This window comes from Pedobacter endophyticus, from assembly GCF_015679185.1.
Lineage (GTDB): Bacteria > Bacteroidota > Bacteroidia > Sphingobacteriales > Sphingobacteriaceae > Pedobacter > Pedobacter endophyticus.
This window is the reverse complement of sequence record NZ_CP064939.1, coordinates 3,805,420-3,819,070: the sequence shown is the minus strand read 5'-3', so window position 1 is coordinate 3,819,070 and position 13,651 is coordinate 3,805,420. Positions and strand designations below refer to the sequence as shown.

Sequence of the window (13,651 nt, the reverse complement as noted above, 5' to 3'; positions counted from 1 at the left end):
TTGTATTTTCTTTATACTAAAGCTTACGCTTGTACTGTTGTATCTGTGTTTCTAATTTTTGTCATGTAGCCGATGCCCGGTTTTACATTGATTTCTTCTAATACGTAGTAGATACGATCTGAACGTAATGCTTTCGAAACCTCTGAATTAGGATCGTTTCCGTCACCAAATATGATTGCATTTGCTGAACAAGCTTCTTGACAGGCCATTTTGATATCGCCATCTCTTAATGGGCGTTTCTCTATCTTGGCTTGCAACTTGCCTCCCTGGATACGTTGAATACACATCGAGCATTTTTCCATTACACCACGTGAACGTGTGGTAACATCAGGGTTTAGAACCAGTTGGGTAAACTCGTTATTTAGGTAGTTATCGAAACGCGAATCGTTCCAGTAGTTAAACCAGTTGAAGCGACGAACTTTATATGGACAGTTGTTTGCACAGTAACGTGTACCTACGCAACGGTTGTAAGCCATGTGGTTTAAACCATCGCTTGAGTGTACTGTTGCCAATACCGGACAAACCGTTTCGCAAGGTGCGTGATCACAATGCTGACATAACATTGGCTGGTGAACCACTGAAACGTGATCTAAATCTTCTAATTTAGCAATCTCCTTTTCCTTGGTTACATCACCATCTTTAGTTTCGTAGCTGTAATAACGATCGATACGGATCCAGTGCATTTCACGACGACGGCGAACCTCATCGCGGCCTACAACCGGAATGTTATTTTCTACGTTACAGGCAACAATACAAGAACCGCAACCGGTACAAGCATTCAAATCGATGGCCATTACCCAGTTGTTACCTGGTTTTTCCCATTGATCCCAAAGATCGTAATCTTTATGTTCGCCTTTTTCGTTACCTGCCGAAGCATCTTTTAGAAATTCTTTAAAAGTAGCCTCTTTAATTACCGCACGTCCTTCGAAAGAGTGGTGAGTTTGTGTTTGCGCCAATTCGTAATAACCGCCTGTTGGGGTAATGGTTACGTTGGTGGCATATTGCATGGTTCCATTTACGAAAGAAATGAAAGGGAATGCATTTTTACCTACATCGTTACCTGCCTTGCCCACTTTTGTACGGCCGTAACCTAAAGCGATTGAGGCAGTACCTTGTGCCTGACCTGGCTGAATCAATACGGGAAGATCAACCGAATATCCGTTGGCTCCTTTAACGGTAACCACATCAAATTCTTTAACTTTTAATTTCTCGGCTGTTTTAGGCGCCAGGGCAACGTAGTTATCCCAGGTTACTTTAGAAACAGGATCTGGCAATTCTTGTAAGAACGCGTTATTGGCATTTTTACCATCACGCATCGGAACATTTTCGTAAACCTGAAGTTCCATTTGGTCGCCACCTTTGGCTAAGGCTTTGCTGCTGTTTACCACTGATGTGGCAACTGCTGCCAACGATAAAGTGAAAGCATAAGCAGTAGCTGGTTTTGGAGCTACCCTTACCACACCCTTATCAAGCACATCGCTCCATTTTAAGCCTAATGCAGGTAACATTTTGGTTTCCCAATTGCTACGAACAAACTGATAATATTCTTTAACCGGAGCATCGGCCCAGGTTAATAAGCTTTCTTCGGCCTGACGGCTGTTGAAAACAGGATTAATAGTTGGTTGTACAATTGAATAATATCCTTCGTAAGCATTTGCATCGCCCCACGACTCTAGATAGTTGTGGTTAATGGCAACAGCATCGCAAAGTGAAGCAGTTTCATCGGCACGATCTGCAAAAGAGATCTTCGCAGGAACTTTTGCCAAAGCATCGGTAAATGCTTTACTGTTCATGAAATCGTAAACCGGATTACTGTTTAAGAACAAAACAGCACCTACTTCGCCACGATTCATTTCTGCAACTAAGCCATTAAACTCAGCATCGTTACCTGCAAATAAGTAACAAGGATTATCTAAATCGATTGTAGTACCATAGCTACCGATAGCTGCGTTGATGGCATTTACCAAAATTTGGGTAGATACATCGTTTGAGCCACAAACTACAAGCGCTTTGCCTTTGTTTTGTGTTAACTCTGCTGCTGCCAGCTTAATTACCTTGCTAGCGGTGGCGTTGTTACCTAAGGTTCCGCCAGGTAACGACTGACCTGTAATTGCATTGTATAATGCGATTAATGCCGGGCCTTGTTCTGAAAGTTTAATTGGAATGCGTGTATCGGCATTTGTACCGGTTAAGCTCATTCCGCTTTCAAACTGAATGTGGCGGCTCATTTTTTTGCCTTCTAACGCTTTGTTATTACGGTTAGAGGCATATTGTGCTGTATATTCTTCGCAATTGATCCAAGTGCCTAAGAAATCGGCACCGAAGCTCACGATTAAATCGGCTTTATTGAAGTTGTATTTTGGTAAAACGGCCTTACCAAAGCTATTTTGGTTTGCCTGAATAATACCTGTATAAGATACGGCATCGTACTGAACCAGTTTTGTAGCGGGATATTTTGCAATAAACTGCGCTAATACTGCGTTTGTAGATGGACTGTTAACGGTAGAAGCTACAATGCGGATTTTTTTACCGCCTGCCTGAGCCTTTGCCAATTCGCCTTTTGCAAAGCTATCGATTTTTGCCCAGGTGGTTTCTTCACCTTTAAGTACCGGTGCTTTCAGCTTAGATACATCATAAAGATCTAAAACAGAAGCCTGCGCCCGTGCATCGGTACCCGAGTTAAATTCGCCCGCATTTGGATTTGGTTCGATTTTAATGGGACGGCCCTCTCTCGTTTTAACTAAAATACTCTGGCCGTTAAAGCTCGAAGTATAATAGTTGGGAATACCTGGTGTAACCTCTTCAGGTTTTACCAGGTAAGGAATAGATTTATGAATCGGGGCTGTTTGACATGCTGCCAAAGTAACCGCACCCAAACCAAAGCCTAGCGCCTTTAAAAAGTCGCGGCGTGGGGTAACGGTACTTAACCCTGCTTCATTTAAAACATCTTCTATTGGAAGTGGCTCGGCAAATTCGTTTTTGTTATTCTTAACAAAATCGGGTGTATTGTTATACTCCTCTAAGCCTTTCCAGTATTTTTTGTTGCTTTCCATTTAAGCTATATTACTGTTTATTCGAACGTTCTTACTAAACTCTACTCTATTAATAGTGGCATTTACCACACTCTAAACCACCCAATAACGCTGGGGTAATTTTCTCGCCTTTTTTGATTTTCTCATGCGCCGCAATAACCTTGGTGTAAAACGCATTGTTTTTCTGGCCAGAAATATCTGTTTCCTTGTGGCAGTTGATACACCATTTCATGGTTAGCGGAGAGTATTGATAAATCTCTTCCATTGTATTAACCGGACCGTGACAAGCAAAACATACAGGCTCGTTTGGTTGTAATCCTTTTGCCTTACGAATGGCTTCTTCGCCCACCACTACGTGTTGAGAGTGGTTAAAGTAAGCAAAATCAGGAAGGTTGTGTACACGTACCCACTCCATTGGTTTAGACTTGCTTTCGTCGTAGGTTTGAGTTTCAGGATCGTAACCCAAAGCATTGTAGATTTTTTTGATCTCAGGAGAAATTTCACCATCATAATTGTCTCTCGCCTGAACCGCTTTATGGCAGTTCATACAAACGTTTAATGATGGAATTGTAGCATTTTTCGATTTGAATGCTCCGTTATGGCAATACTGGCAATCGATTTGATTGGTACCTGCGTGCAACTCGTGTGAGAATTTAATTGGTTGAACTGGTTGATAACCTGTATGAACACCGGTGTTCCACATGCCCATCCAGCCCCACGAGCCCAGTGCAATAATCAAGCACAAAATAAAGAACATTACAAACTTTTTGTTCTTGAACATTTTACGAACGCCCACATTTAATGGAACATCCTCTTCGATCTCAATGCCTTGTTTTTGAAGGATCAAACGCTCTAATAATTTAGAAGCACGACCTAAAATAACTAAAATTACAATAGCAATTAAAACAATAGCAACGATACCAACAATTGACAAGCCTGAAGTTCCACTTTCTTTAGCAGCTGAACTAGTAGCAATACCGTCTTTAGGTTTAGGTTCGCCTTGTTGAATGTAAGCTAAAATGTCTTTTACTTTTTCTTCGTCCAACTCTGGGAATGAAGTCATGGCTACTTTACCGTTCTCATTAAAAAGCTTAACAGCAGCAGGATCACCTGAAGCGATCAAGCCTTGAGAATTCGGAATCCATTTTAATAGGAATGCTTCTGGGTGGCGATCGGTAACACCAGTTAAAGCCGGACCAACCATTTTTTGGTCTAACGCATGGCACGATGTACATTTTGCTTTGAAAAGTGTTCTTCCGTTCGCAGCATCTTGCGCATTAACGGTAGAAACCGCTATTACGGAAATGGCTGAAAACACGAATAACGACTTCCAAACGTTTTTTAAAATCATCGAGATATCTCTCATAATGAACACTTTATACTTATTTAATTTAATTTTTGTTGTGAAATTGATGATTAAACCAAGGTAGCCCCATCAAAACTTGAACAAAAGTATAACTTATTAATAAATCCCATGACAAAATAGTGACTTGAAATACAATTTATAATCATTCTAAACAAATGGCGTTTTGAGGCTATCAGCCAATAAAAATGCCCATTCTTGAGCTTTATCTTGAACGGGCATTATTGAACCGATTTGGTTTTATCTTATTTAATTGTTATTGTTTTAATATCCACGCAAACATTAGCGGCGCCACAATTGTTGCATCGCTTTCAACTATAAATTTAGGAGTATGAATATCGAGTTTGCCCCATGTAATTTTCTCGTTTGGCACGGCTCCTGAGTAAGATCCGTAAGAGGTTGTTGAATCTGAAATCTGGCAAAAGTAGCTCCAGAAAGGAATATTCTCCATTTCCATATCCTGATAGAGCATTGGTACCACGCAAATCGGAAAATCGCCGGCAATACCGCCACCAATCTGAAAGAAACCAATTCCTTTACCATCGCTATTTGCAATGTACCAATCGGCCAACCAACCCATGTATTCTATACCACTTTTCATGGTAGATGCCTTTAACTCTTGCTTCATTACATACGACGCAAAGATGTTACCCATGGTCGAATCTTCCCATCCGGGTACTACAATCGGCAAATTTTTCTCGGCAGCAGCCAGCATCCACGAATTTTTAGGATCGATTTCATAATATTGTTCCAAATCGCCACTCAATAGCATTTTGTACATATATTCATGCGGAAAATAGCGCTCTCCGGCCTCATCGGCATCTTTCCAAATTTTATGTATGTGTTTTTGTAAACGACGGAAGGCTTCTTCTTCAGGAATACAGGTATCGGTAACACGGTTGTAGTGGTTCTCTAGCAGATCCCACTCGTCTTGTGGGCTTAAATCGCGGTAATTGGGTACGCGTTTATAATGTGAGTGTGCTACCAGGTTCATAATATCTTCTTCAAGGTTTGCCCCTGTACATGATATAATCGCCACCTTGTCTTGACGAATCATCTCGGCAAGCGAAATTCCCAATTCAGCGGTACTCATTGCGCCGGCAAGCGTAATCATCATTTTACCACCCTCATCTAAATGCGTTTCGTAGCCTTTAGCCGCATCCATCATCGCCGCAGCATTAAAATGGAGGTAATTACGCTCCATAAACTGAGATATTGGTCCTCTAGTATTGCTCATTTCGTTTTGTTATGTATTGTTTGGTGCAAAAATAGGCATTTCGCCCGAAAGGATAAAATTGGTTTATTGGTCTATAGTCTTTAGTCAAAAGTCCATAGTCTTGAGTCGATAATCTATAACCAATTCAAACCGTTCAACAATTAGCCTTTAGTTAACAGTCCATAGTCTTTAGTCCATAGTCCATAATTGATAGTCAGTGACTATTGACGAATTCAAACAGTTAAGTCAATTCAATCAATTAACCAATCTATTACTAAATTTCCTTTTCTTTGCGGCGATGAAAAAATTTTACCTGATCGTTTTTCTTGGTTTAATTACTGGGAATTCGTTTGCTCAAATGAAACTGATTAAAAAACTGCTTTCGAATGAAAAAGATACCTTGCGCAAGGCGAGTTTTTTACCCATCCCCTCTTTTGGTTATGCTCAGGAAACCGGTTTTCAGTTTGGCGTTGGAGCGATTGTAGGCTTTTACGCCGACCGGTTAGATACCACCAACCGGCCTTCATCGTTAACGCTGAATTTGAATTATTCTACCAAGAAAGCTTATAATATGAGTAGCCTGATCGATATTTGGGGCAAAGGCAACAAGCTACATTATATAGGAGAACTCCGTTTTAAGCGGATGCCGTTCAACTTTTATGGCGTGGGTAACAGTACTCAGCAAGCAAATAGCGACAAACTCATTCAACAACAAATTAAAGTGCTTTTACAAGCCGAGAAGCAGTTGTTACCGAAAGCTTATACGGGCGTTTCTTTAGGTTTTGAAAATTATGAGTATAAGGATTTGGTGCCTGATGGCATTTTTAATAATTATAGCAACAAATCCGGCAGCGTAGCGTATATTGGTGTGTCACAGGCTTACGATACAAGGAATAATAATAACTACACTACGCAGGGTTTCTTCATCAGGGGAACTTATCAGTACGCACCAAATATTTCTTCGCAGGGCGATTTTACGGGAAGTCAGATTAAACTCGATGTTCGAAATTTCTGGCGATTAAGTAACAGCTTTGCCGTTGGGGTTCAGGGGCTGTACAATACCATTCAGGGTAAAAACACGCCTGTTTACTTACTGCAACAAATGGGTAACGATGAAATGATGCGTGGTTATTACAATGGTCGTTTTAGAGATGAAAGTTTATTGGTATTTCAGGGAGAGTTGCGTTATCGCTACAATAGTCGCTTCGGCGCCACCCTTTTTGGTGGAACGGCTACGGTGTGGGGCATCGACGATTTTGCTGTAAACCAATTTAAACCGAATTACGGTGCTGGTTTAAGGTATTTCTTCGATCCGGAAAAAGGCATCAGCGTGCGGCTAGATTATGGCATTGGCGAAAAAAGAGCCAACGAAAAACGCCAGAGTGGTTTTTATATTAGTATTGCGGAGGCTTTTTAGGGTTATTTAGTTTAATAGTCATCGGATGGATATTGGCTACATGCTTATATTCATCCGATGAATAAACAAATTAAATTGCTAATAATTCCGTCAGTTGAAACTGACGGCAACGAATTCAAGAGCTATGGAATGAATAGCAAGGTTGTTCGAGGTTAAAGACGGCGGTAGTCGTCCTGAGATCAGTTTTGGGAACAGTCAATTGATTTTAAGACGATTTGATTAAATAAGTCATCCGATGAATATAGGCGATATGCAGATATTTATCGCATGACTTGATAAAACAAAAGGCAACTCAGTCAGTGCTAATTGACTTAAGAACAATGACGATTTGCTCCTTTAAATCGGGAAAATCATTTTTTGCAATTTCCCAGGTTAGTTGCAAATCGACGCCAAAATATTCATGAATTGAAATATTTCTAAATGCCGTTATCGGCTTCCATGGAATTAGAGGGAATCTGGTTTTTAATTCTTCGGTAATCGCATTACAAGCCTCACCTATAATCTCTATCTGTTTAAGTGTGGCAAACCGTTTTTCAGAATTTTCCAAAAATTGTTCGAAGCTAACACCCTCTAGGTAACTCTCAGTTTCACAAATTGCGTCAAGAATGTGTTGCAATCTAACCCGATCTCCTAAACTACCTTTCATAAATAAGCACCTTGTCTTTGTCTACGAAAGGTTTCACATATTTAGATATACCAGCATAACTTACCACGTCTACTTTCTTTTTTAGTAAGCTTCCAAGTTCTTCACTGTAAGTAAAAAACTGCATACCTATATTCTTCGTGTAATCCAGTTCAACCAAAATGTCCACGTCGCTATATTCCTCCGCTTCATTTCGAGAATATGAACCAAACAAGTAGGCCTTTTTCACCGGGCGGGTGGAGAAAAACTGTCTTATCTTGTCGATATTCTGCGATGAAAGTGTCATTATACAAATATAACTGATTATATAAATATAACTTATCATAAAAGTGTATTTGATTATATAAATATAACTTACTCTTAAACATATAGTCAACTTAGTATATGTCTATCGGTCAAACTTAATGAAGGATTGCTAAAATAAGTGCGTCAGTTGAAACTGACGGCTACGAACTCAATAGCTATGGAATGAATAGCAAGGTTGTTCGAGGTTAAAGACGGCGGTAGTCGTCCTGAGATCAGTTTTGAGAACAGTCAATTGATTTTAAGACGATTTGATTAAATAAGTCATCCGATGAATATTTGCATGGTGCAGATATTCATAGGATGACTTCGAATCGGTCGATATGACGATAAGAGTCAAAGCACTGACTTTAAGCTCCAACTTTGATAGATAGATGCCTTTACTGCGTTACTACATACGCCGAAACGACATAGTAACTCTTTGTTTCAAGCAATCGAGCTTCGGGAATGGTTACTTTAATGCTATGCTCACCAGCTTTTAGCGGGCCTAAATTTATTATTCTTGTAGGTACAGGCGCACCGGGGCACCAACTGCGGCGTTCTTTTGCGATGTTGCCAAAGTAGATTCCGTTTGGCTGGGTATTGTATATTTCATAAGGGGCACAATTTTGGCTCATTTCTAAGCGGCTATGCTCCTCCCCATCAAGGTAAACAACATGCTCCCGCCAATTGTATTCTTCTCCCCCCTCTCCAGCGCCATGCCCCGAAGATATGACATACAACTTTGCCGATTCTACATCTTTTTTAAGGGTGAAAGTCGCTGCCTTTGCATTATAACCGGCAATAGTATCTTCGCCATTCATGGTGTAGTTGCAAAATAGCGAATACAGGTTATTACTTTCCTGGCTGCTGCCTTTTTCGGTAATTAAATCAACCGAAACAGTAAAGGTTAACAGCGATCCATTGCAACCAATCACCTCCTTTTGCCCCGCACCCGTTGTTCCGAACACTTCGCTCATTATCCAGATGTCGCTGTTTTTGTCTTTAAATAAGGGTGCGAGCTGATCTATTTCAGCAATGTACGGGATGTTGTCCGGTTCGCGTGTCCTATACATGAAAGGGGTCATAATGCGCAGCAGTTCATACTGCTCGCTTCCCTTATCATCAAACGATTTTCCCTTTGGAGTTTTGTAAAGGGCAACACTTCCAATTCGGTCATAATTATCGCAACCTGCCTTTACAGCGACTTTTACCGTTAACTTATTGCCTACTGCTTGTTTCTCCTGATCGGTGAGTTTGCGCAGGTATTTTGTATTACTGAGACGGATCAACCCTTCTGCCACAGGTTTGTCAATGGGTTTCGCATAGCCATCATAAAAATCAACGGCATTGAGTATTTTTATCGTGTTCCCACCGTTACCTTGCGCAGCACAAAATGCCAAATTGAAAAACCCGGCAGCAAAAAGGAGGAGGTATTTTTTTATAGAAATCATGAATAGGTTTTTATCTAATTGGGCTTCGTTTTTTTATCAGCAATGGCCTTGATAATGTCATTGGCTTCTTCTGCTTGCTTTTGCTCAGCGGGCAGACTGTCGAAATATTGCTGTGCTTTTTTGAGGTCGAAAGACGAACCATTTGCACGCAAATACATCAAAATAGCTTCTGGAGCGTAAGGTTTAGTGATATTCTGGTCTAAAAACGAAGTTAACAAATTCATTTTCGCATTCCTTACCGAATCAATTTCTCTGTCAACGGCCTTCATTTTTAGAGAGTCATTTTCTTTAACACGTCTTTTTTTCCATCCAAGTAAACGCAAACTGGTATCAATTTTTAAATACGGCTTCTTAAACGCAATGTATTCGTCGTGCATGGCGGAACCCGTAACCTTTCCCCGGCCTAAATAGCCGGTTGCTTTTACCGTTACTTCGCCCTGGTTAACAAAAAGGCTCAAAATATTGGGGTCGGCTGCTGCATTTGGCGAAGTACCTGGTTTAGTGAATTGCAGTTTTACTTTGATCTTAGGATTCAAAGTGGCATTGAAAAGAAACTGATTCTGCTTTACCAGGGCGCTGTCGAGAATCGATTTGCCAGCTTTTTGATAGATAAAATAAATCGTCCGCGAACTTTTATCGTAATCAGGAAAGTTGACTTCTCCTTTCAGATTTACTTTTACATCCTGAGCGAAACCGAATAAGGGCAGCATGCTTAAGAGTAACAACCGGAAGTGTTTCATATACGCATTTTATGTCTGGAAGTAAAGATATTAAATCGATTGCTATTAACACGTAATTACCTTAAATCTTTAAAAAAGCGAAACGTGCGACAAATTGAATTGCCTAAATCGTATTCCGTTATCTACCGTTCGAATTTGGCTAATTTATTTTGACCACATAGGCACATAGAAAACATAGTTTTATATAGCTACGCTATGTGACCTATGTTCCTTTGTGGTCAAATTTTATACTTATGGTTTTAGCTGTCTTAGATGCTGAGCTAATTTTGAGAATTGCCTAAATCGTGTTCCGTTATCTACCGTTCGAATTTGGCTAATTTATTTTGACCACATAGGCACATAGAAAACATAGTTGAATATAGCTACGCTATGCGGCCTATGTTCCTTTGTGGTCAAATTTTATACTTATGGTTTTAGCTGCCGTAGATGCTGAGCTAATTTTGAGAATTGTCTAAATAGTGTTCTGTTATCTACCGTTCGAATTTGGCTAATTTATTTTGACCACATAGGCACATAGAAAACATAGTTGTATATAGCTACGCTATGCGGCCTATGTTCCTTTGTGGTCAAATTTTATACTTATGGTTTTAGCTGCCTTAGATGCTGAGCGAATTTTGAGAATTGCCTAAATCGTGTTCCGTTATCTACCGTTCGAATTTGGCTAATTTATTTTGACCACATAGGCACATAGAAAACATAGTTGAATATAGCTACGCTATGCGGCCTATGTTCCTTTGTGGTCAAATTTTATACTTATGGTTTTAGCTGCCGTAGATGCTGAGCTAATTTTGAGAATTGTCTAAATAGTGTTCTGTTATCTACCGTTCGAATTTGGCTAATTTATTTTGACCACATAGGCACATAGAAAACATAGTTGTATATAGCTACGCTATGCGGCCTATGTTCCTTTGTGGTCAAATTTTATGCTAGGGTTTTAGCCTCCTGGCGTTCTTAGATGGTGAGTTTTATTGTGAAAAAAAAGCCGCTAATTTCTTAGCGACTTCTAATCTAAACTAATCCCAAAGTCTATTTGTCGACCATTTTATAATATCGAACATAATCGACTTCCATTTTTTGGGGCCAAATGGAATCATCAACGCCTTGTGCCCCGCCCCAATCGCCACCTACGGCAATGTTTAACAGCAAATGAAAGCGCTTATCGAAAGGCCACACTTTATAGCCTGTACCCTCGTTGGCAAACTCAAAAACTTTTACATCATCAAAATATCCCCTTATGGCATAGGGCGTCCAATCGACACGGTACAAATGAAAAGCCGTACTTACACCGTCGATTTTTTTGGTGCTTGTTTTTTGTGTGTTGATCTTAAAATAATAGGCTTCGCTGTGCGTAGTAAAGTGAACCATATCCTGATCGTAGCCCACATGTTCCATGATGTCGATTTCGCCAGATTTTGGCCAGTCGCCGTAAAAACGATCGGTTGGCAGCATCCAGATTGCCGGCCATGTTCCTTTACCAAAGGGGAGTTTTGCCTTAATTTCAAAACGGCCATACAATGCGTCGAGCTTTCCCCGGGTTACCATTCGCGATGAGGTGTAAGCCATCCCACCCATGTTTTCTTTCTTGGCTGTGATGGTTAAAACGCCTTTTGCCACGCTTGCATTGTTGGTGGTATTGGTATAATACTCTAACTCTCTGTTGCCCCAACCGCCGCCACCGGTATCGTAATCCCAGTTACTGGCCAAAGGTGCACCCGTGTTTGTAAATTCATCAGCCCAGGTTGGCGTTGTTTCAAATGTCCATCCCTTATCTGTTGGCGGCCCGGCAGGCACCGGAGGAACATACACCGGACCGTCGTCAGTTTTTTTTGAGCATGAACTTAACGCCATCAACCCAACTGCCAAAGCAGTAATCATCTCTCTCTTAAAATACTTCATCGCAATTTTCTAATTAAAACAGTTTTATTTGTCATTCTAAGGCACGAAGAATCTGTTCCGAGATAACTTAATACCCGTGCTTTAGCCACAGGCATTCACGTGTTTGGGCTTGTGCTTCATTAAAGCTAGCATTCCATCGCCTAAAGATTCTTCACTGCATTCAGAATGACATTAATATTAAGACTCGACAACCACCTACTTAAATTCAAAATCATCAACATAAAATATGCCCGGATTTGGATGCCCCTCGCCGCCGAGCTGAACCACTATTTTATCGTACAATGTTTGTGTGCTTATTCCCGAATAATCGAATTCTAACTGCACCCAACTGTTGTATTGCAGAGGCGTAATGGTCTTCACAATTTCCGTTTGGGTTTGCCAGGCATTACCGCCCAGAAGTGAGTTTTGCAATTTCACTGAAACGGTTGCCGGCGTTTTGGTAAAGTTGTTGCCTCCGGGGAAAAACACTTTCAGCCTGATTTTGTTGGTAGTGGCCAGGTTGAAACGGTACGGCAGTGTAACGTTTAAATTTCCATATTGCCCCTCATCACCGGTGCGTTTTTCGTAATAACCAACTTTTGCCGATGTATTTACCGGAAATTTGGCAGGGTTATCATACGGACGGGTAAAGTCGATATTCTCCGTCGTCCACGTAAAGTTTGCCGTGTTTTGAAAATCATCACTCAGGTTGGCCGCTTGTAATGGTTTTTGTACCACTGGCCTTACATAGCCTTTTTTAACCAATTTTAAGTACCAGGCATTTCCTGCGTTTGCCTTATCTAAACACCGCAGCCACATCTCATTTTCATTTAGCGATAAGATCTGGTATTGAGATACGCCTAAATAATAACTGATAAAGCCTCCACCAGATATAGTTAGATATTTAACGCCATTGGTTTCAGTAATTAGCCAGGTTAAATTGGTTGCTGGCGTATAGTTTACCGTTGGATCATTTGCTCCCGCCGGGCCTCCAATTCCCGGGGCATTGGATGCGTTTGCAAATGTAGTGCCTTTATTATCGTAAGTATATTTCAACCCATTCATGTTAAAGGTCATTTCATCATCGTAAAAGCCAAGTCCAGTTTTTTCATCTGCCGCTGCCTGGTACCAATCGGGCGCTTGCGAAGTGATCGGCCCAACGCCTAAGTGTCCGGCCGATTTTTGATCGATTACCCACGTAAAGCCCGACGCATTGGATAAGCCTCCGGACAAAGTAGTAAATGCAGGATCGGTTAACATGGCGGGGTTGGTATTTGCGATGACCACGGCTTTTGTGCTCGAAACGGAACCCCCATCGGTTACAATGGTTAACTTCACGTTATACGTTCCGGCGAGGGGGTAAGATGCGGTTACGGTGTTGCCATCGGCAGTGCCACCGTTTCCGAAATCCCAAAGGGCCTTAAACCCCGGCGACTCGTTTACCAGCGTAACTACATTGGCGTTGGTTGTGCTTGGCGTTACGGTAAACTTAACCTGATCGGCGGTAGGCAATGCACCCAACTCTTTATCTGTATTTTCTTTTTTGCAGGCACTGATGCTCAGCAATATCAACAGGCTAAGAAACCCAGCCGATTGTTTTATGATATAATTGAATTTCATGATAATATC

At 41.0% G+C, this 13,651-nt stretch carries 10 protein-coding genes; 1 reads left to right on the top strand and 9 read right to left on the bottom strand.

Annotated elements, in window-relative coordinates; all coding sequences use genetic code 11:
- Positions 1-23: 23 nt before the first annotated feature.
- The 3 genes from IZT61_RS15570 to IZT61_RS15560 all read right to left on the bottom strand — a co-directional run bounded on the left by IZT61_RS15570 (position 24) and on the right by IZT61_RS15560 (position 5,632).
- Positions 24-3,053: a TAT-variant-translocated molybdopterin oxidoreductase gene (locus tag IZT61_RS15570; protein ID WP_196097973.1), complete on the bottom strand. Its 3,030-nt coding sequence runs from the start codon at positions 3,051-3,053 to the stop codon at positions 24-26.
- Positions 3,054-3,102: 49 nt separating this feature from the next.
- Positions 3,103-4,398 (bottom strand): c-type cytochrome, encoded by a 1,296-nt coding sequence (locus tag IZT61_RS15565; RefSeq protein ID WP_196097972.1) that lies wholly within the window; start codon positions 4,396-4,398, stop codon positions 3,103-3,105.
- 253 nt (positions 4,399-4,651) lie between these two features.
- Positions 4,652-5,632 carry a deoxyhypusine synthase family protein gene (locus IZT61_RS15560; protein ID WP_196097971.1) on the bottom strand — a complete coding sequence of 327 codons (981 nt, stop codon included), beginning with the start codon at positions 5,630-5,632 and terminating at the stop codon, positions 4,652-4,654.
- A 277-nt stretch (positions 5,633-5,909) separates the two neighbouring features.
- Between IZT61_RS15560 and IZT61_RS15555 the strand changes: the two genes are divergently transcribed.
- Positions 5,910-7,028 (top strand): BamA/TamA family outer membrane protein, encoded by a 1,119-nt coding sequence (locus tag IZT61_RS15555; protein WP_196097970.1) that lies wholly within the window; start codon positions 5,910-5,912, stop codon positions 7,026-7,028.
- A gap of 292 nt (positions 7,029-7,320) precedes the next feature.
- On the opposite strand, the gene IZT61_RS15550 is transcribed toward IZT61_RS15555, so the two are convergent.
- From IZT61_RS15550 to IZT61_RS15525, 6 genes are all read right to left on the bottom strand, one after another.
- The gene (locus IZT61_RS15550; RefSeq protein ID WP_196097969.1) at positions 7,321-7,674 is read right to left on the bottom strand and encodes a HepT-like ribonuclease domain-containing protein; all 354 of its coding nucleotides are present in this window, start codon (positions 7,672-7,674) and stop codon (positions 7,321-7,323) included.
- Positions 7,664-7,957, bottom strand: a complete 294-nt coding sequence (locus tag IZT61_RS15545; protein WP_196097968.1) for a nucleotidyltransferase family protein — start codon at positions 7,955-7,957, stop codon at positions 7,664-7,666. The genes IZT61_RS15550 and IZT61_RS15545 overlap by 11 nt, the downstream gene beginning before the upstream one ends.
- A gap of 397 nt (positions 7,958-8,354) precedes the next feature.
- Positions 8,355-9,407, bottom strand: coding sequence for a peptide-N-glycosidase F-related protein (locus tag IZT61_RS15540; protein ID WP_196097967.1), 1,053 nt, complete (start codon positions 9,405-9,407; stop codon positions 8,355-8,357).
- A gap of 14 nt (positions 9,408-9,421) precedes the next feature.
- On the bottom strand, positions 9,422-10,147 hold the full coding sequence (locus IZT61_RS15535; RefSeq protein WP_196097966.1) for a DUF4369 domain-containing protein: 726 nt from the start codon (positions 10,145-10,147) through the stop codon (positions 9,422-9,424).
- 1,026 nt (positions 10,148-11,173) lie between these two features.
- Positions 11,174-12,043: a glycoside hydrolase family 16 protein gene (locus IZT61_RS15530; protein ID WP_230383720.1), complete on the bottom strand. Its 870-nt coding sequence runs from the start codon at positions 12,041-12,043 to the stop codon at positions 11,174-11,176.
- A gap of 195 nt (positions 12,044-12,238) precedes the next feature.
- Positions 12,239-13,642: a PKD domain-containing protein gene (locus IZT61_RS15525; protein ID WP_196097965.1), complete on the bottom strand. Its 1,404-nt coding sequence runs from the start codon at positions 13,640-13,642 to the stop codon at positions 12,239-12,241.
- Between the last annotated feature and the right edge of the window lie 9 nt (positions 13,643-13,651).

Excerpts from the sequence above, each read along its gene's own strand:
- IZT61_RS15570 (WP_196097973.1), bottom strand. The coding sequence starts at position 3,053 with ATGGAAAGCAACAAAAAATACTGGAAAGGCTTAGAGGAGTATAACAAT.
- IZT61_RS15565 (WP_196097972.1), bottom strand. The coding sequence starts at position 4,398 with ATGAGAGATATCTCGATGATTTTAAAAAACGTTTGGAAGTCGTTATTC.
- IZT61_RS15560 (WP_196097971.1), bottom strand. The coding sequence starts at position 5,632 with ATGAGCAATACTAGAGGACCAATATCTCAGTTTATGGAGCGTAATTAC.
- IZT61_RS15555 (WP_196097970.1), top strand. The coding sequence starts at position 5,910 with ATGAAAAAATTTTACCTGATCGTTTTTCTTGGTTTAATTACTGGGAAT.
- IZT61_RS15550 (WP_196097969.1), bottom strand. The coding sequence starts at position 7,674 with ATGAAAGGTAGTTTAGGAGATCGGGTTAGATTGCAACACATTCTTGAC.
- IZT61_RS15545 (WP_196097968.1), bottom strand. The coding sequence starts at position 7,957 with ATGACACTTTCATCGCAGAATATCGACAAGATAAGACAGTTTTTCTCC.
- IZT61_RS15540 (WP_196097967.1), bottom strand. The coding sequence starts at position 9,407 with ATGATTTCTATAAAAAAATACCTCCTCCTTTTTGCTGCCGGGTTTTTC.
- IZT61_RS15535 (WP_196097966.1), bottom strand. The coding sequence starts at position 10,147 with ATGAAACACTTCCGGTTGTTACTCTTAAGCATGCTGCCCTTATTCGGT.
- IZT61_RS15530 (WP_230383720.1), bottom strand. The coding sequence starts at position 12,043 with ATGAAGTATTTTAAGAGAGAGATGATTACTGCTTTGGCAGTTGGGTTG.
- IZT61_RS15525 (WP_196097965.1), bottom strand. The coding sequence starts at position 13,642 with ATGAAATTCAATTATATCATAAAACAATCGGCTGGGTTTCTTAGCCTG.